Genomic DNA, 18008 nt, shown 5'->3' with positions numbered 1-18008 from the left:
CAATAGCCAAAGAGTTATGAATCGGTATGGCAAACGCCCATGATCCCATTTTCCGAGCGCTCGCCGATCCGACGCGGCGGGCGATATTCGAGCGATTGTGCCGTGACGGCGATCAGACCGTCGTCGCACTTACGGCTTATGCCGGCGTCTCCCAGCCGGGCGTTTCAAAGCATCTCGCCGTTCTGAAACAGGCGGGGCTGGTATGCGACCGGCATGAAGGACGCCAGACGCATTATAGCGCACAACGAAACGCTCTTGCGTCGTTGCGTGACTGGACGAGCGAAATGGCCGGTTTCTGGGAAGACAAGTTCGATGATCTCGAAGACTTGCTCGATCGGATGGATCAATGAAAGCGGCATTGGGCGAGGTACGCGCTGTCGTGGTTGAGCGCGAAATTGCGCATCCGCCGGCAAAGGTCTGGCGCGCACTCACACAGCCGCATCTGATCGCAGAGTGGTTGATGAAGAACGACTTCGTTCCCGTCCTCGGACATCGGTTTAGCTTTCGTGGCGATTGGGGTGGCGTCCTGGATTGCGAAGTGCTCGTCGTCGAGCCGAACGCCAGGCTGTCCTATCGATGGAATTTCGCACATGATGACCCGGCTTTCGATCTGAAGAGCGTTGTGACCTTCACGCTCACGCAGACGGACAAGGGAACGCATCTGCGCATGGAGCAGGTCGGCTTCCGACCGGACCAGAAGCAGGCCTATAGCGGTGCCAAGGCGGGATGGCGGCAGTTCCTCGAAAGACTTGAACAGGTGCTGGCAGAAGTGAAGTGAGACCCATTGCTCGCAAGCCCGGAATACAATCATGCGAGCATGGTCCGGCCGCTTGCTTTCACCACGCCGTGCGCGAGCTGACGGTGTGGATGATTCAGAAGGCCGGAATATGAAGTGGATGAGGACATGATTACCGATATCGAGGACTTCTTTACCAAGGGATGTGGGCGCTGCGAACGCTTTGCGACGCCGGACTGCTCGACGAGGCTGTGGATTGACGGTCTGAACGAACTGCGCCGAATCTGCCTGGAGGCGGGGCTCGTCGAGACGGTGAAGTGGGCTCATCCGTGCTACATGCATGAGGGACGCAACATCGTGATCATCGGTGCCTTTCGTGGCGATTTTCGCCTCACTTTCTTCAACGCGGCACTGATGAAGGACCCTGAGGGGGTGCTCGAAAAGCAAGGGCAGAATACCCGGCATCCCGATATGATCCGCTTTGTGAGCGATGACGCCGTGGCGACGATGGAGCCCGTCATCCGATCTTATCTGAAGGAGGCAATGGGTTATGCAGAGGCCGGCATCAAGCCGCCGAAAGAGCAAAGCGACATCGAATTGCCTGACGAGCTGATCGAGGCGCTGGATTCCGATCCCGAATTGGCGGAGGCTTTCCATGATCTGACGCCGGGGCGAAAGAAAAGCTATGTGATCAACCTCGGCTCCGTGAAGAGGTCCGAAACGCGGACCGCGCGAATTGCTAAGTTTCGCAATCATATTCTCGCCGGAAAGGGCGCGCTGGAGCGGTAGCCGACAGTTAATCCCTCCCGCTTCTCGATTGCCTCATCCACCGGTGAGATCGAATGGCCGCGCAATCCCGAGTCAGTTCGGTTTGGGATAATACCACGCATAACCAAAGTGATAACGATCCGGCTCCTTTCCGTAGTAATACGGAAGGGCAATGTCCTGCTGCGGTGGCAACTGTGTCGCCGCTCCGAATTTCGATGTGAGCCATTGCTGCAGTGCATTCGGCATGGTTGATTGATGTCCGTCCCGCTCGTTCCAAACCAGCAGAACCGGTCCATTTCCTATGGCCTGCCGGCTTAAATCCGACGCAGGATATTCCGTCGATATGATCGACGTGTGCGGCATGTTCACACGCAGATTGCCGGCCTTCAGCCAGGTCGTCGTCACGACTGCCGAGGGTTGTTTTCCTTCTACGGTAACGACTTTGTCCACGAAGGTGGCGTAGGGCGCGTTCAAATGCTCATAAGAATGGAAAAACCGCGCGAAAAGGACACCTCCGGCTATGATCAGAGGCAGCGCAATCATCATGACGATGGGCAGGTAAAGGAATTTCTTTATATCGGCCTGGCTTTGCAGTCCCGCTGCGTCGAGCTTCAGACAGAAATAGGCCGGTAGTAGAAACAGGAAGGGGAGCAGCCAGCGGTCACGAAACTCCGTAAGCGTGATCACCAGTATCAAGATCAGCAGGATCGCGACGGTGCTTGAAAGTATCCTTCCGACAAAATCACTCCATTCGCTTCTGGCACGCAGCGAATGCAGGAATGATTGACGGAAGAACAGCAGAAAGATCACGCACGTAGGGGCAACGATTGCGACACTGGTTTTGACAAGTTCTAGAAGTCCGAAACCGATATCGGAAAGCTTTCCGCCGGCGCCTTGTTCCGACATGGTGTGGACCGTCGTTGTCAGGACCCGGTCCATATTGGAGACCATCCATATGGCGTGCGGCAGGAACACGAGAACGGCGATTGCCAGCGTTAGCAGAAGGCGCCAGTCGATCAGCCTTTTTCGCCCGACCGGATGCAAGAAGGTTGCTATGACAACGCTGCCAATCACCAGAGCGAAATTATACTTCGTCAGCATGCCAAGCCCGGCCCATAGGCCGATCAGGGCGTAGGAGATGAGCGTCGGGCGACGAATGGTTACGACGACGAAATAGATCAACATGAGCACCGCAAGCAGGGTGCCGACGGTATGCGTCAGGTCTCTCTGCGCCTGCCAGAACATCTGCGGCATCGTCAGGAGCGATAGCGTCCCGACCGCCGCCAGGCTTTTGTCGGTCACAAGTAATCGCAAAAGCTTGTAATAGGCGAGATAGACGAGGAAAAGCAGGAGATTCTTCACGATGACGAGCGATGCGACGCTCGTGCCGAAGATTTCGAAGATGCCGTACTGAATCCAGTTGTAGAGCGGTGGCTGGGCGTCATAACCCCAGGCGAGCCATTGGCCGACGAGAAACTGCTGTGCTTCGTCGATCCGCAGCGAGCTGGAGATGGCGATGCGGATGGCTGCCTGGACGATGAAATATATTGCCAGGCTTCCCGGTACCCACCAATATTCGGAGGGTGAGCTGCTGTCGATGGACGCAGCCTGCTGATGCGCACCCGCAAACCTGTCTTTTCCCAGAAAGTTCATCCGGTTCTCCCAGCGATTGCCACTATCGTCGCAGGCGCCATGTCATAGATGTCGCGGCGACACAATCGTTTTCAGTAAGATTTCAGGGGCGGCATCTCGAGGGCAGATCTGATTTGCCAGATATTATTCCTTCGGTAGCCAGGTCGTCAAAGTATCCTCGTCGTTCTTCGCGTTCAGCGCTCCCGTATGACGCTGGGCGAATCCGCCTGGTCAGATAACCGCCTGTGGCTGCGGGAATATGAATGCCGCGGCACGTGCGAACAAGAATTTTTTCCAGATTCTGCCTTAATTCGCATCGAACTTGTTGTCAAACATACCGAATGTATGTATATAGGAGCCAAGCTTGGGCGCGGGGGCGTTTTCAAACTCCGAGTCCGCCACAATCCGACACACTGTGTCGGTAGCAGCAGCCTATCGTTCCAATCCGATGCGGCTGCCCACCCCGATCGGTTGACCTCCGATCAAGACGAGAAGGATTCGGCTTTCCCTCCGAATCCTTCTCTTTTTTGCCGACGAGACCGGCGAGACTCTCTTCGAACAGCAACGTGCTATCGAAATCGCGACGGCTCGGCTGCTTCAACGTTGGATAAACACCGCAGGATCGATTTCGCCGGAGCAGCTAGACAGGGAGCCCTGGGGCCTTATTCATCTAAAAGGGAACCTTTTGCCATCAAACGCTTTTCATTTGACGATTTTAGAAGCCATGTGGTTGTCATTTGTCGCGTTCATCCCCCAACGACCAGCAGCAAGCCCGAGCTCTCGTCCCACTTGGATTTCTGAATTTCTTCATGGCCGATGTTCAGGCGGGCATCGGACCCTTCCTTGGGGTTTTCCTCGTCGCCCATGGCTGGCAAAGTGGGTCGATCGGCTCCGTCATGACGATCGGCGGGGTTGCGGGGATGGTGATGATGGCGCCTGCCGGAGCCTTCATCGATGAGACGACGCATAAGCGCACATGCGTGATCGTGCTCGGCATCTGCACGGTCCTCGCCTCCATGATCATATTGGTCTCGCAGCTCTTCTGGGTCGTGGCCCTGTCGCAGGTTGCGACCGCTGTTGCCGGTGCCGCGATCGGGCCTGCCCTCAATGGCATCACGCTCGGCATTGTCCGGCAGGCCGGCTTCAATCGGCAGAATGGTTACAATCAGGCATTCAATCATGCCGGCAACCTCGTCGGCGCCGGGCTGTCGGGATGGCTCGGCTGGATGTTCGGGCTGACTGCCGTGTTCTGGTTGTCGGCCATCTTCGGCGTGCTGACCATCATTTCCGTGCTGATGATCCCGGCCGATGCGATCGACGATGACGAAGCGCGGGGTGCGACCTTTGCCGCCCTTGGTCCGGCAGGGGAGATGGAGCCTCCCAGACACCGAAAACCGAGCGGTTTTAAAGTACTCGCCGAGTCGAAGCCGCTGCTGATCCTGGCGGGTGCGCTTGCGCTGTTCCATCTCGGCAACGGCGCGATGTTGCCGTTGTTCGGGCTGGCTGTCGTCTCTGCCGGTCACGCCGATCCCGCTGGCTTTGTTGCCCTGACCGTGGTGGTGGCTCAGGGCACGATGATCATCACCTCGTTGATCGCGATGCATATGGCGGAAAGGAGAGGGCAATGGCTCGTGCTGCTGATTTCGTTTGTCTCCTTGCCGATCCGCGGCTTCGTGGCGGCGCATCTGATTACATCCTGGGGTGTCTATCCCGTTCAGGTTCTCGATGGCATCGGCGCCGGCCTGCAAAGCGTTGCCGTGCCGACGCTCGTCGCCCGCATCCTGAACGGAACCGGCCGCATCAATGTCGGCCAGGGCGTCGTCATGACGATGCAAGGGGTCGGCGCATCCCTGAGCCCGGCAATCGGCGGCTGGCTGGCGCAGGAGATCGGCTATGGCACGATGTTCATGATCCTCGGCAGTTTTGCACTCGGGTCGATTGCGCTTTGGGTCGGGTTTCATGGCGTGCTGCGCGTAGCGGCTTCCGTACCGGGGCAGCCTCAGGGCGTGGTTTTCTCCGGCGATTGAGCTGCTATCGCGGCTCCATCACGACGCGTCGAGAGCGTCATCCTTCGGCATATCCCGATCAATCCAACCTTACGGTTGCCCGACCGCTTGTCAGATCCTGAATATTGTCAACGACCCGTTCGACCATCGAGGCGGCTATGGTTACGCCGAGCACGGCTCCGGATTCGGTGAAGCGTTCCTCCACAAGCCGCACGCCTGCCTCTGTCAAAAGTTTCGCTTTCACCAGAGCGAGATGTGAAAACTGCACATCGATCGTTGCCGCGACGGTTGGGAGTATTTCTCTCTTCTCCGCGCCTTGCAGACATAGCGCGGCGGTGCCGCCATAAGCGCGGATCAGCCCGCCAGCACCCAAAAGAGTGCCGCCGAACCAGCGTGTCACGACGACGACCACCATATCCAATTCGAAGCCGTCGATGGCCTGGAGGATCGGCTTGCCGGCGGTTCCGCCCGGTTCGCCATCATCGCTGAAGCGATAGGTTTGTCCGATACGCCAGGCCCAGCAATTGTGATTGGCATCCGTGACCGAGTGCTGTGCGACAAACGCCTTTGCTGCCTCGCTATCGGCAATCGGACCGGCCGTCGCAACGAACCGGCTTCGCTTGATTTCCTGATTGGCGGTGGCGATCGAAACAAGCTCAAACATACGGCCTCTTAGCCAATTTCGTGCACTCTGCGAAGAGGCAGTTGCCGCTGTTCCGAGAGACATGAGGTGACGTGGGACAAAGTGAATTGGATGAGGATAGCCGCGAGAGTTTCCAAGGCCTTCAATGGCGTAGCCGGAACTCGTTGAGCGTGGTCAAGGCGGGAAAGCTCTGCCTCATGGGCATGAGGCAGAGCAGAGAGCCTTATCGGCGCCTCGTGCGAAACTTTGTTGGGGGCGCAAGTATCGCACGCACATAGCTTACAACGGGTAGCTGAAACGTAGCTGAGGCCCCAGAGACAGATGAATTCAGGTCTGCCCAACCCAAAATAAGAATTCACTTTAAAATCAAATAGATAGAGCGGATGTGCCCAAAAGTCATCCACACTTTTTGGCATTTTGCTTTAGCTGTTAGTCTTATGCACCCACAGCCGGCGAGGTGGTGGTCGACGTCACGGCGGCGACGTCGATTCCTCGGCCGTGAGCGGCGCGGTGTAACTTCGCGACTATTTTGCCGCGGCCCTCGACATGCCGGCCTGCAGGTCCGCCTCGTCGGCAACGATGGAGGCAGCCTCGTTCTGCAGGATATCCTTTGCGTTCTTGCGGGCCTTTTCGATGGCGATATCGGCGCTCAGGCTGCGCTCGTTGGCCTGCAGGCCATCATCTTCGCCGGTATCGATGCCGTCATTGGACTGTCCGCGCGCCTTGATGCGGTTTGCTTGGGCGGTCAACTCGTTGCGGCGTTCGGCTTCGTTGAGAGAGATGACCTTCTTGTCGCGCTGCTCCTTCAGCGTGGTGACGTCTTCCACGAAGCGCTGGTATTCCGGATCATCCTTCACGCGCGCGTCATGGCGACCTTGCAGCTGCGGCAGCAGCGCCTGGATGTCACCCCAGGGCTTGTAATTCGCCGGCTTTACTTGTGTCCAAGGCAGCGCGTTGTCGTAGCTGGATTCGCCGAAGGTTTTGAGGTCGGCAAGTCCCGGCAGGCTGATATCCGGCGTCACACCACGCAACTGCGTCGTACCGCCGTTGACGCGGAAGAATTGAGCGACCGTCAGTTTCAGCTCGCCGAATTTCGGTTTCTGATTGTGGGCCACCTGATCGAGATTGACCACGGTTTGCACCGTGCCCTTGCCGAAGCTCGGTTCGCCGATGATCACGCCGCGACCGTAATCCTGGATCGCCGCCGCGAAAATCTCGGAGGCCGATGCTGAGCCGCGATTGATCAGCACGCCGACCGGGCCGGTCCAGGCCGGAGCGGCAAGATCATCGCTCTCGACCTCCACCTCGCCGCCTGCATCGCGCTGCTGGACGACCGGACCCTTGCCGACAAACAGGCCTGTCAGGTCGATCGCTTCGGCCAGCGAGCCGCCGCCATTGTTGCGCAGGTCGATCAGGACGCCGTCGACCTTTTCCTGCTTCAACTCGCCGAGAAGCTTGGCGACGTCGCGGCTGGCGCTGCGGTAATCCTTGTCGCCCTTGCGCCGGGCTTCGAAATCTTCATAGAAAGCCGGCAGAGTAATTACGCCGATCCTGCGCGTCGTATTGCCATCCTTTACCGATAGGATCGTCTGCTTGGCAGCCTGCTTGTCGAGGCTGATTTTGTCACGGACGAGACTGATGACGTGATGCTTGCCATCTGGCCCAGCATCGGCGGGCAAAATATCAAGGCGCACGACTGACCCCTTGGCGCCGCGTATCATCTGCACGATTTCATCGAGTCGCGTGCCGACGACTTCCTTTATAGGGCCGTTTTCGCCTTGACCGACACCGATGATGCGATCGCCGACCGCGAGCTTGCCGGAGAGTTGCGCCGGGCCGCCTGCGACCAGTTCGCGGATCGTGGTGTAATCATCCCTTTCCTGCAGCACCGCGCCGATACCGACCAGAGAGAGCTTCATGGAAATATCGAACTCGGCCGAGGCGGTCGCGCCGAAATAGTCGGTATGCGGGTCGACCGACGTCGTATAGGCGTCCATGAATGTCTGAAAGACATCGTCGCTCTTGTATTTAAAGGCGCGCTCGAGGGAGTTTTCGTAGCGCTTGTCGAGCGTATCGCGAATGGCGGCATCATCCTTGCCGGCAAGCTTGAGGCGCAGCCAGTCGTTCTTGACGCGTTTGCGCCAGAGATCGTTGCTTTCCGCCTCGGTTTGTGGCCAAGGCTCCTTGTCGCGCAGGAGCGCGTAGTCTTCCTTGGTGGTAAAGTCCAGCTTCTGGTTGAGCAGGCTGCGCGCATAGGTCATGCGGTCGACGACGCGCTGCTCGTACACATTGAAAATGGAAAACGGGATATTCAAGTCTTCCTGATTGATGGCGTCATCGATCTTGGTGCTGCCCGCCATGAACTTGTCGATATCGCTCTGCAGAAAGATGACACGGTCCGGATCAAGGGACTTGATGAAGCGATTCATGATCCTGGCGGAGAGGACGTCGTCCAGCGGGACCGGCTTATAGTGGAAGCGCTGCAGAAATTGCGCCGTCAAATGCGCGGCCTGCGCCTGCTGCGGCAGCGGTGTCAAAACTGGCGGTGAACCGGCTTCCAGAGCATATGCCGATGAAGCAAATGCCAGGAACAGGCAGAGGAAACCATATTTCGTACGCATCAAGTCTTGGCCCGATTCTCAATCGTTAAATGTTCAATCTATAATCTAGGTGGAACAATTATGGTTTTTTGGCAACCAGACAGATGCTTTCCTTCGAGAAAGATTCTCGAAACATTTGCGTGAAGCGAGTGTGCCTGTCGTCGGCAGATCGACAAAAACGAAGCCAGGGGCGCCGAAATCAACCTTCAAATGTTAGAGGCGCCATGCGAGCCGTTCGGTTGCGCCGCCGTAGGCCCGGCGGATTCATCGTCGGATCAGCCCATTGATGATCGACGCCCCATCCGATCGCTCGATTGGGCTTGCCGGCCATGCGGCCTGGAATGACCGCCCGAATACAGCTGCAGTAAAATAGAAGAAGACCTGGAGGGAAACCAGGTCTTCTTCCGTCTCTGATCGGAGGTCTAGTTCAGATCAGATTAGAACGTACGCTCGAAGCGGAGAATGCCAGCCCACTGGTCCTGATTGATGGAGTCCCAGTTGGTGTAGGTGACTTCCGGCTCGATGAGCAGGTTCTTGACAGGCTTCCACTTGACGTTCGTCGTTGCCGAGAAGGTCTTGTTGTCGGTGTAGGCGAGCTGGAGGTTCCACTTCAGCTTCTCGTTGACCGGTACGCCAACGCCACCCCAAACAGCCCAGTCGCCCCAGCTCTGGCCGATCGAATCGCCAGGCGCATACTTGTTCAACTTGTCGCCATCGGTGTTCCAGGCGCCCATCAAGAAGGCCGAGAATACGCCGAAGTCAGCGTCTACGCGAGCCTTGATGGCGCCTTCTTCGACGATCGAGTCGTAACCACCAACGAGCTTGAAGCTCCATGCGCCGGCCTTGTAGCCAGCACCGGCGACCACGTCAGGAGCGTAATGGTTGTGGCTGTCTTCGCCGTTTGCACCCGTGGCACCCGGGCCTGAGTTGCTGTCTTCGAGCGAGATCACAGCCGTGAAGCCGTTGCCGGCGTCGTAGTTGTAGGTGATCTGGTTGAGTTCGTACGGGCCGTCGGCGATCACGTCGTCGTTGATGACGTCTCCAGCGTAGCCGGTGAAGACGTTGAACTGCGAGTCTTCCTTACCGATGGTGAAGCCACCGAGGCTGATGCTGGCGTGTAGCAGGTTGGTAGCCGTAGCGCCGCCGTCGTTCCAGTCCCAACGCAGCTCGGTGTTGGTTTTCAGCGGGCCGTATTCGGTGTCGGTTGCCGTCTGCAGTTGCAGCTCGGCACGAGTGTGCCAGAGAGTGCCAAAGTGAGTGTCTGGGTTGTAGGCGTCGTACCACTTGCCTTCGGTACGAACCTTACCGCCGATCTTGAGGCAGGTTTCGGTGCCCGGGATGAAGAAGTAACCTGCGCCGTATGCGTCGCAAATGCGGACGTATTCCAGCGGCTCCGGCTCGGCTGCGACGATCGCGTCAGCCGCGTGAGCACCGGATACTGCTGCCAGGGCAGCAGCGGAGCCGAGAAGAAGGCTCTTGATATTCATTTTTTCTCCAATCGATTTGCCGGATCGGAACGCAGCCGGACGTCTTCCGCCACGTTCATCAATTCGGTGTTCCCTCTTACCGAAAGCCCGAAAGACTTTCGTGCTGGCACGCTAGCGGGGCTTTTGATGCATCGGAATAGAATAATTCGGAGCCATGAAGTAATTATCGTCATAAATTCGTCAAAGATGCAAAAATACACCATAAAATCACGCGACCTTAGTATGTATATGAAGTATATTAGAAATCTATACGTAGTAAACGTACCAAATGTATGTTATTAATCGAAAATATCGCAAAAATAATAAGTAAAGAATACAAACTATACAATAAACACCGAGGAGGGCATGTAGCGCGAATCCTGACTCAATCTTATTCAAGTCAGTTAGATGAATTGCGGAGGGATCGGAGGTCGTGGTTTACAACCTGCCAATCTACGGGTGGAGAGGGGAAGTGCTGCTCGGCAGCGCGCCTTGAGCCGAACTTAGCGCAGGCCACTCGCGGACTCGGGCAATGCTTCAGTAGCAGGTGTCCCCCGGCCAAATGGCTGGATTACGAGACCGGCGCAATTGTGGGGCCGCCGGTCCACGGGGTTTGGTAGGCGGACTCAGCCGTGCGGAATGATTCGCAGCCGCCGAAGCAGGTCCCTCTGTGTTCTAATGGGCTTCCGCGGGGACCAATGGAACTTCCGCGCCATTGGCGTCGTAAAGCTTGCCGTTTAGGAAATAATCGCCGTCATGCAGGCCGGCGATGTCCTGATAGCGGATCAGGCGTTCCGTTCCCGCGACGAAGACCGATTGCTGATCCGAGTTTCCGGTCGTCAGCTGATTGAACAGGAGGTTCAGCGCGATCGCCATCAATGCCGCCGAGCTGATGCCGGAGTGGAAGATGGTGATGACCCATGCGGGAAAGTGTTCGTAGAAGCCCGGTGAGGCGATCGGGATCATGCCGAAGCCGATCGAGGTCGCCACGATGATGAGGTTCATGTTGTTCTCATAGTCCACCTTGGCGAGCGTGCGGATACCGCTTGCCGCGACCGTCCCGAACAGGACGAGGCCTGCTCCTCCGAGGACGGAACTCGGAACGGCGGCGACGATGCGGCCGACGATCGGCAGCAAGCCGAGAGCGACGAGAAAGAGGCCGCCGGTCGCCACGACAAATCGGCTCTTGATGCCGGTCACGGCCACGAGGCCGACATTCTGGGCAAAGGCGCTCTGGGTGAAGGAGCCGACAACCGGGGCGAGGATGCTGGAAAGCATGTCGGCACGCAGGCCGTTGCCGAGCCGGCGCGCATCGACCTTGGTGCCGACGATCTCGCCGACGGCGAGGATATCCGCTGAGGTTTCGACCAGCGTCACCATGATGACGATGCACATCGAGATGATCGCCGCGGTATCGAACACGGGATAGCCGAAATGGAAGATCTGCGGCAGCGCGACGAAGGGACCGCTCGTCACCCGCGAGAAGTCCGCTATGCCGGCCGCATAGGCGATCCCCGTCCCGATCATGATGGCGAGCAGGATCGATAGTCTTGATATGGCGGCACTACCCAACTTGCTGAGCAGCAGCACGATCACGAGCGTTACCGCCGCAAGGAGAATATTAGCCTGGCTGCCGAAATCCGGCGCGCTCCGGTTGCCGCCCGTCGCCCAGCCCGCCGCGACCGGCATCAGCGTCAACCCGATAGTGGTGATGACGATGCCGGTGACGATCGGCGGAAAGAAGCGGGTGATGCGTGAAAAGACGGGTGTGATGAGGAGCCCGATGAAGGACGCCGCAATGACTGCGCCGAGAACGGCCGGGATGCCCCCATGTCCGGTAATGGCAATCATCGTCGCGACGCCGGAAAAGGATACGCCCTGCACCAGGGGGAGACGGCTGCCGAAGAACGGTATTCCGATCGTCTGCAGGATGGTCGCGAGACCGCCGGCAAACAGCGATGCGGTCACGAGCAGGCCGACGTCGGGAGGTGTCAGGCCCGATGCCTGGCCGATGATCAACGGAACGGCAACGATGCCACCATACATGGTCAGGACATGTTGAAGGCCATAGGCCAGATTGGCGCCAAGGCTGAGCTTTTCATCTTCGGGGGCCGGGCGTGCGGTATTTTCCTCTGCTGCTATTGCCAAGGTAATCTCCTCCATACCTTTGCGTTTCTCGTTTCCTCCAAACGAGCGTTGCACGTTACGGTGTGCGCCGTCCGATGACTTTATAAAAAAATGCGAAACACCTTACCAGAAGGCCATGCCCGCGCTGGTCTGGTTGGCGGACCGCGATCTTTCGCTGGTGGAATTGGAAGGGGGGAAGGCTCCATGCAGCCGACACGGAGCAGCGACTTTATATCCCCTCGCGTCGACACAAGTGACGATGCGGTCATGGAGGCCGGTGCAGTCTCGCGAAAGAATACATGGGCAGAAACATATAGTCCATTTTCGGGCTCGAGTATCATTCAGAAGATTTGGGTGGGGTATAATGAGCGAGTATCAAAACAAGGCGGTCAGGTTGTTGGCTTCGAGCGTCGGCCACGAGTCGCTGCTGGATTTGAACGATCGCCGGGATGCGTTTTTATATCGAGCTCTGGAGCTCTATTTCGCTGCCGGCGGCGCCTTGGATGCAATCCAGCCGATCATCGAGAAAGTCTATTCGCAGAACAAGCCACGCGTGGATATAGCTGTTGGCGATGTGCTTTATAAATTGGCCGGCGTCGGTCATGCAGCCGATATCGATATCATACAGGCAGGTTATAATAAGCTTGATGACACCAAGCAGAAACTTGCGGGCGAGAACCTCCATCTTTCCCGATAGGAGAGTTGGCCTGCCTCGTCAGCGGCCGCAGAATTGGGACAAAATCATTTGGTCCCCTTAATACCTCGCGTCCTGGAACCGCCTCCATCTTCCGGGGGGATGGCGGATTTTGATGGCACGCTGAACCCTGGATGAGTTCGTGCACGTATCGTGCATTCCTTTCCGATTTGTGAAATTACCTTGCGAAAAGATGGGGTTTCTATCTGGAACTTGCGCGCCTTTTGCACGCTCTTGCTGATATTCTGAGCATCAGTGATTTGAGGCGCTGCGGGAGGGAAAATACTCAAGATGGCCGAGAATGCGATCTATGTGTACCAGTCGATTGCACGTGCGGTTTGCGATCACGATGCCGGCACGATGTTCGGCCTCATGGGGGATGCCAACCTCTTCATGATCGACCACTATGTACGCGGATGCGGCGGCCGCTTCGTGCCGGCGGCCCATGAGGGAAGCTCGGTCCTTATGGCGCTCGCCTATGCCCATGTCTCCGGAAAGGTTGGTGTGGCCAGCGTGACTCACGGTCCGGCTTTGACCAATTGCGTCACCGCGCTCACCGAAGGTGCCCGCGGTTCCATCCCCATGGTGCTGCTGGCGGGTGACACGCCGGTCGTCAACCCGCACCATCTGCAGAGCATCGACCAGCGCGAGGTGGTCAAGGCCACCGGCGCCGGCTTCGAGCAGATGCGCTCGCCAGAAACGGCAACGTGGGACGTTGCCCGCGCTTTCTATCGAGCGAGAGTCGAGCGGCGCCCGATCGTCTTGAACATGCCGGCCGATTTCATGTGGTGCGAGCAGGCCCATATGCGGGCCGTGTTTGAAGTCTTCGATGCTCCCGGATATGTGCCTGAAGGAGATGGGTTGGACAGGGCCATTGGCATAATTGCCTCTGCAAAGCGTCCGCTCATCCTCGCGGGCGGCGGGGCTTGCGCTGCGCGCGATCAGCTTATCCGCCTGGCGGACCGGCTGGAGGCACCGCTTGCGACGACCTTGAAAGCAAAGGGGCTCTTCGGTGGCCATCCCTATAATATGGACATTTTCGGCACGCTCAGCACCCCTGCCGCCTATGACCTGATCGCCAGGACGGATTGCCTGATCTGCTTCGGAGCGGGATTGCATGATTTCACCACTGACAGGGGCAAGCTCCTGAAGGGTAAGCGCGTCGTCCAGATTGACATGGATGCGCGCGCGATCGGCAAGAACATTCATCCGGATGCGGCCTTGGTGGCCGATTCAGGCCTGACGGCAGACAATTTCGTCCATTGGCTGGATGCGGCTGAAATTCCGCCGAGCGGCTTCACGCAAGAACTGGATGTTCCATCGCTGACCACCCATCCACGCGATCAGCGCGGCAAGACGAGCGCGGGATATGTGAACTACATCTGGGCGCTCGAAGAGCTGGAAAAGGCCTTGCCGAAGAACCGAGTGCTTGTGACCGACGGTGGGCGTTTCATGACCGAGGTCTGGTGCCGGATTTCCGTCAGCGACCCGCGGAGTTTTGTCGTGACGGCAAATTTTGGCTCGATCGGTCTTGGATTGCAGGAAGCGATTGGCGCAAGCGTCGCCGCGCCGGATCGACCAGTAGTGCTTTTCACCGGAGATGGCGGTTTCATGATGAGCGGCGTCAACGAGTTCAATACCGCCGTGCGCCTCGGGCAGGACTTGATCGTCATCGTCTGCAATGATTCCGCCTATGGGGCCGAACATATCCAGTTTCGTGATCGCAGGATGGATCCGGGGCTAACCCAGTTCAACTGGCCTTCCTTTGCCGAGGTCGCGACTGCGCTCGGCGGACACGGGGTTGCGGTCAGCTCGGCTCATGAGCTTGAAGGGGCTCTGGACGCCATCAGGAATCGTAGCCGCCCGGTGCTGATCGAGCTGCGCCTCGATCCCAACGATGTGCCACGAATGCGCATCTGACGATCTTTTCCGTAGTCGCGAGTAAATCGCCTTCAAGGGGCAAGGTGAGGATCAGCCGGTGATTCCGTGGTGGGCTGCCGTCTGTGCGCTGATGCGCTTACCGAGGCGTCTCCGCCGGATCGTTGCGATGCGGTGTCGATGACTGTAAAGCAGAAGAGGTTGCGCTGGGGCTTGGCGTGGAATCACGATAATTGCGATGCGCCGATGTATTTGGGTTCTGATCCATGAATGAAAAGAAAGATGTTGCCCGGCTCTGCAAGGAGAAGGGACTGCGCCTGACGGCACCGAGGCAGGCAATAGCCAAGGTTCTGTCCGAGGCGTCGGATCATCCGGACGCGCTGGAAATTCATCGCCGCGTCACGGCGATCGATCCCGGCATCGCGATCGCCACCGTTTATCGGACGCTGAGCATCCTTGAGGAAAATGGCATTCTCGAGCGTCATTCCTTCGGAAATGGCCCTGCGCGTTTCGAAAGTGCAGATCAGGAGCATCACGACCATCTGATCAATATGGAGACCGGCACGATCACCGAATTCCGGTCCGATGAAATCGAGCGCCTTCAGGAAGAGATTGCGCGCAAGCATGGTTTCGAGATCGTCGGGCACAAGCTCGAGATCTATGTCAGACCCTTGAAAAGAGCGCGCGGCCGCAAAAACATCGGATAATCCGGCGGCCACAGGTCGTTCGAGAAAATGAGCTTTGCCCCTGGTGCCCGCTGAATATCTCCCGGCGTCGGCTGGTATTCGTGGATCTGCGCGCCCGGCTTGGCGATGGATTCAACGGTCGCGTCATCACTCGCAACGTTCCTTGCCATGTCGGCGATGATCGTGAAGGTCGTAACCGCTTTGAATTTTCTTCAACAATGCTGGGGACCGCCGCCAGGGCGGCGGCAAATGCGCCCGCCATTTCCGCCAGGGCAAATCGTCCGACGTCGTCGAACATATAATCTCCAGCTTCATATTAAGAGCTAAATGCATCTAGCAGGCGATCCCGTTCTCTTTGCAATTGATACTGATTTGCAAAAATGGTTGACGCTCGCTCGATTTCCCATATCTTGCAATTAAGAATGAGTTGCAATTACAAATCTGTGCCGACTCCCCAAGGCTGGAGAAATGCGATGACTGAAATAGTGAGGCAACCGACATTGTCGGAACGGACGGATGAGCAGATCCGAGAGGTGCTGGCTGGACGGCGGCGAGGCGTCCGCGCGATGCTGCTCTTTGCCGGCCCCGCCATGATCGCCTCCATCGCCTACATGGATCCCGGCAACTTCGCGACGAATATCCAGGCAGGCTCCAGCTATGGTTATTCGCTACTATGGGTGGTGCTGATGGCGAATCTGATCGCCATGCTGTTCCAGGCGCTGTCGGCCAAGCTCGGCATCGTCACCGGCCGCAATCTCGCCGAGATATGTCACGATCGGTTTTCGACGCCGGTTCGCATCGCGATGTGGATTGTCAGCGAGGTTGCCGCCATGGCGACCGATCTTGCCGAGTTCCTCGGGGGCGCCATCGGGCTGTCGCTGCTCTTCCAGATGCCGCTTTTGGCCGGGATGGCGGTGACCGCCATCGTCACCTATGGCGTCCTGTTGTTCGAGGGCCGCGGCTTCCGGCCGATGGAACTCATCATCGGCGCGTTGGTGGCTGTCATCGGCCTTTGCTACGTCATCGAAATGTTCATCGCGCCGGTGGCCTGGGGGCAGGTCGGCTTGGGGCTCGTGACCCCATCCATGCCTGACATGACTGCGTTGACCATCTCTGTCGGCATTATCGGCGCAACGGTCATGCCGCATGCCGTCTATCTGCATTCCGGCCTCACGCAGCATCGCGCGCCGGCCCGCAATGATTTCGAGCGGCGCAAGCTGGTCCGTTTTTCGAATTGGGAATGCATCATCGCGCTGGCGGTGGCCGGTGCCGTCAATATCGCCATGGTGGTCATGGCGTCGGCCGCCTTCCATGCCGGCCATCCCGAAGTCGCCGAGATCGAGACCGCCTATCACATGCTGACGCCACTTCTGGGTGGCGCGGCGGCCGCCGTCTTCCTGGTGTCGCTGATGGCTTCAGGCATTTCGTCGTCGGCTGTCGGCACCATGGCCGGTCAGATGATCATGCAGGGCTTCGTCGGCTTCCATATTCCGATCTGGGTGCGCCGTCTCGTGACGATGCTGCCGGCCTTCGCGGTCGTCCTCTTCGGCGTCAACACGACCGATGCTCTGCTCTATAGCCAGGTCGTCTTGTCCTTCGCGCTGCCGGTTCCGATGATCGCGCTCGTCATGTTCACGCGTAATCGCGCCATCATGGGGGATTTCGCAAACGGCCGGATGACCGATTTCGCTGCGATCGTCGGAACGATCGTCATCCTATGCCTGAACGTGGTCCTGCTTCTCCAGACCTTCGGTATTCCGATCCCCGGGCTCGGCTGAGACCGCCGCGTCCGGTCCATGGAGAAAGCCGGCCCGAAAAATATCGCGCGTTCGGAGGGAAGGGCGGCAGGCCGATGGTTGGCCGTTCGACGCTTGCTTTTGATTTGCCGCAATCGAATATTCTTCTGCGAGGCGGCAAATGTCTCCAATACAGTCGATCTAGCCGCGGAATTCGGTGGGGTTGGTGGGGGATTTCGAGGCTGGTCTGTCATCAATGAGATATAGGGTTTCGATGAAGTCGAACGATGCGATGCTGAATTCTTCCTGGCCCCACTCCGGCGTCAATTCAGCGGGGAGGACTTCATGGCGGGCTTGATCCGCGTCTATCGCTATCTGCTTGCCATGCTCGCTTTATCGGGTATCGCGGTCTCATATATCGCCATCACACCGGGCGTGCATGTTTCACGGCTGACGATGACGGTGAATTTCTTCAGCTATTTCACCATGCAATCCAATCTTCTGCTCGCTGTGACACTACTTTGCGCGCAAACTGCGCCGCTCTCGTCGATCGGCAAATGGGCGAACAAGCCGTCGGTACGAAGCGCCCTTCTTCTTTACGTGGGGATCGCCGGCATCGTTTACGCTTTGATGCTAAGGGACGTTTGGCACCCTCGCGGGTGGCAATTGTTCGGAGACCAGATACTCCATTATTGCGTTCCGCTGCTGTACGCCGCAGATTGGATTTTTCTGAGTGAGCGCGGCAGGCTTTCCTGGCGCGATGTGCTCTGGTGGTTGGCTTTTCCCGCAGCATACTCCGCTTATACGCTTGCGCATGGATATGTCTCCCACTTCTATCCATACCCGTTCCTGGATGTCCGCGATATCGGCCTTGAAGCGGTCCTTCTGAACATGGGGTTCCTGGCATCGGCCCTGCTGGTTTTGGGGGGAGTGCTGACTTTTCTCGACTGGGTTGGTGCCAGGCAACGGACCTTTCGGCGCGCAAAGGCAATGTTGTCACGAAGGCAAATTCGTCACTGACCAATTCGCCGCCGCG

General features: G+C 57.9%; 14 protein-coding genes and 1 pseudogene. 9 read left to right on the top strand and 6 right to left on the bottom strand.

Annotation, left to right across the window (positions count from 1 at the left end; translation table 11 throughout):
• The first annotated feature begins 26 nt into the window (after window positions 1-26).
• The 3 genes from AC13RC_RS08480 to AC13RC_RS08470 all read left to right on the top strand — a co-directional run bounded on the left by AC13RC_RS08480 (window position 27) and on the right by AC13RC_RS08470 (window position 1525).
• Window positions 27-350 carry an ArsR/SmtB family transcription factor gene (locus tag AC13RC_RS08480; protein WP_488493077.1) on the top strand — a complete coding sequence of 108 codons (324 nt, stop codon included), beginning with the start codon at window positions 27-29 and terminating at the stop codon, window positions 348-350.
• Window positions 347-778 carry an SRPBCC family protein gene (locus AC13RC_RS08475; RefSeq protein WP_488493078.1) on the top strand — a complete coding sequence of 144 codons (432 nt, stop codon included), beginning with the start codon at window positions 347-349 and terminating at the stop codon, window positions 776-778. Before AC13RC_RS08480 ends, AC13RC_RS08475 begins: the two co-directional genes overlap by 4 nt.
• A 126-nt stretch (window positions 779-904) precedes the next feature.
• On the top strand, window positions 905-1525 hold the full coding sequence (locus AC13RC_RS08470; RefSeq protein WP_488556914.1) for a YdeI/OmpD-associated family protein: 621 nt from the start codon (window positions 905-907) through the stop codon (window positions 1523-1525).
• A gap of 72 nt (window positions 1526-1597) precedes the next feature.
• On the opposite strand, the gene AC13RC_RS08465 is transcribed toward AC13RC_RS08470, so the two are convergent.
• Window positions 1598-3157 carry a glycosyltransferase family 39 protein gene (locus tag AC13RC_RS08465; protein WP_488556913.1) on the bottom strand — a complete coding sequence of 520 codons (1560 nt, stop codon included), beginning with the start codon at window positions 3155-3157 and terminating at the stop codon, window positions 1598-1600.
• Window positions 3158-3873: 716 nt separating this feature from the next.
• Here AC13RC_RS08465 and AC13RC_RS08460 point away from each other — a divergent pair.
• Window positions 3874-5163 (top strand): MFS transporter, encoded by a 1290-nt coding sequence (locus tag AC13RC_RS08460; RefSeq protein ID WP_488556912.1) that lies wholly within the window; start codon window positions 3874-3876, stop codon window positions 5161-5163.
• Window positions 5164-5221: 58 nt separating this feature from the next.
• On the opposite strand, the gene AC13RC_RS08455 is transcribed toward AC13RC_RS08460, so the two are convergent.
• The 4 genes from AC13RC_RS08455 to AC13RC_RS08440 all read right to left on the bottom strand — a co-directional run bounded on the left by AC13RC_RS08455 (window position 5222) and on the right by AC13RC_RS08440 (window position 11999).
• Window positions 5222-5806: an IMPACT family protein gene (locus AC13RC_RS08455; protein WP_113353291.1), complete on the bottom strand. Its 585-nt coding sequence runs from the start codon at window positions 5804-5806 to the stop codon at window positions 5222-5224.
• A 503-nt stretch (window positions 5807-6309) separates the two neighbouring features.
• Window positions 6310-8406 carry a carboxy terminal-processing peptidase gene (locus AC13RC_RS08450; protein WP_488556911.1) on the bottom strand — a complete coding sequence of 699 codons (2097 nt, stop codon included), beginning with the start codon at window positions 8404-8406 and terminating at the stop codon, window positions 6310-6312.
• A gap of 416 nt (window positions 8407-8822) precedes the next feature.
• Window positions 8823-9872 carry a porin gene (locus tag AC13RC_RS08445; protein ID WP_488556910.1) on the bottom strand — a complete coding sequence of 350 codons (1050 nt, stop codon included), beginning with the start codon at window positions 9870-9872 and terminating at the stop codon, window positions 8823-8825.
• A 654-nt stretch (window positions 9873-10526) separates the two neighbouring features.
• The gene (locus AC13RC_RS08440; RefSeq protein ID WP_488556909.1) at window positions 10527-11999 is read right to left on the bottom strand and encodes a nucleobase:cation symporter-2 family protein; all 1473 of its coding nucleotides are present in this window, start codon (window positions 11997-11999) and stop codon (window positions 10527-10529) included.
• A gap of 343 nt (window positions 12000-12342) precedes the next feature.
• On the opposite strand from AC13RC_RS08440, the gene AC13RC_RS08435 reads away from it, so the two are divergent.
• The 3 genes from AC13RC_RS08435 to AC13RC_RS08425 all read left to right on the top strand — a co-directional run bounded on the left by AC13RC_RS08435 (window position 12343) and on the right by AC13RC_RS08425 (window position 15257).
• Window positions 12343-12675: a hypothetical protein gene (locus tag AC13RC_RS08435; RefSeq protein WP_229002209.1), complete on the top strand. Its 333-nt coding sequence runs from the start codon at window positions 12343-12345 to the stop codon at window positions 12673-12675.
• Window positions 12676-12963: 288 nt separating this feature from the next.
• Entirely contained in the window at window positions 12964-14592 is a 1629-nt protein-coding gene (locus tag AC13RC_RS08430) for a thiamine pyrophosphate-binding protein (protein ID WP_488556908.1), read from the top strand.
• A 224-nt stretch (window positions 14593-14816) separates the two neighbouring features.
• Entirely contained in the window at window positions 14817-15257 is a 441-nt protein-coding gene (locus tag AC13RC_RS08425; protein WP_488556907.1) for a Fur family transcriptional regulator, read from the top strand.
• Window positions 15258-15268: 11 nt separating this feature from the next.
• On the opposite strand, the pseudogene AC13RC_RS08420 reads toward AC13RC_RS08425, so the two are convergent.
• Window positions 15269-15498, bottom strand: a pseudogene (locus AC13RC_RS08420) (metal ABC transporter solute-binding protein, Zn/Mn family); the annotation flags it as partial.
• 211 nt (window positions 15499-15709) lie between these two features.
• Here AC13RC_RS08420 and AC13RC_RS08415 point away from each other — a divergent pair.
• Entirely contained in the window at window positions 15710-17014 is a 1305-nt protein-coding gene (locus tag AC13RC_RS08415; RefSeq protein WP_488556906.1) for an Nramp family divalent metal transporter, read from the top strand.
• 303 nt (window positions 17015-17317) lie between these two features.
• Complete coding sequence (locus tag AC13RC_RS08410; protein WP_488556905.1) at window positions 17318-17992, top strand: Pr6Pr family membrane protein; 675 nt, start codon at window positions 17318-17320, stop codon at window positions 17990-17992.
• Window positions 17993-18008 lie beyond the last annotated feature (16 nt).

This window comes from Martinezella sp. CNPSo 3890 (assembly GCF_057784455.1).
Note: the sequence above shows the minus strand (reverse complement) of the source record. Positions and strands in the feature narration are given on the sequence as shown.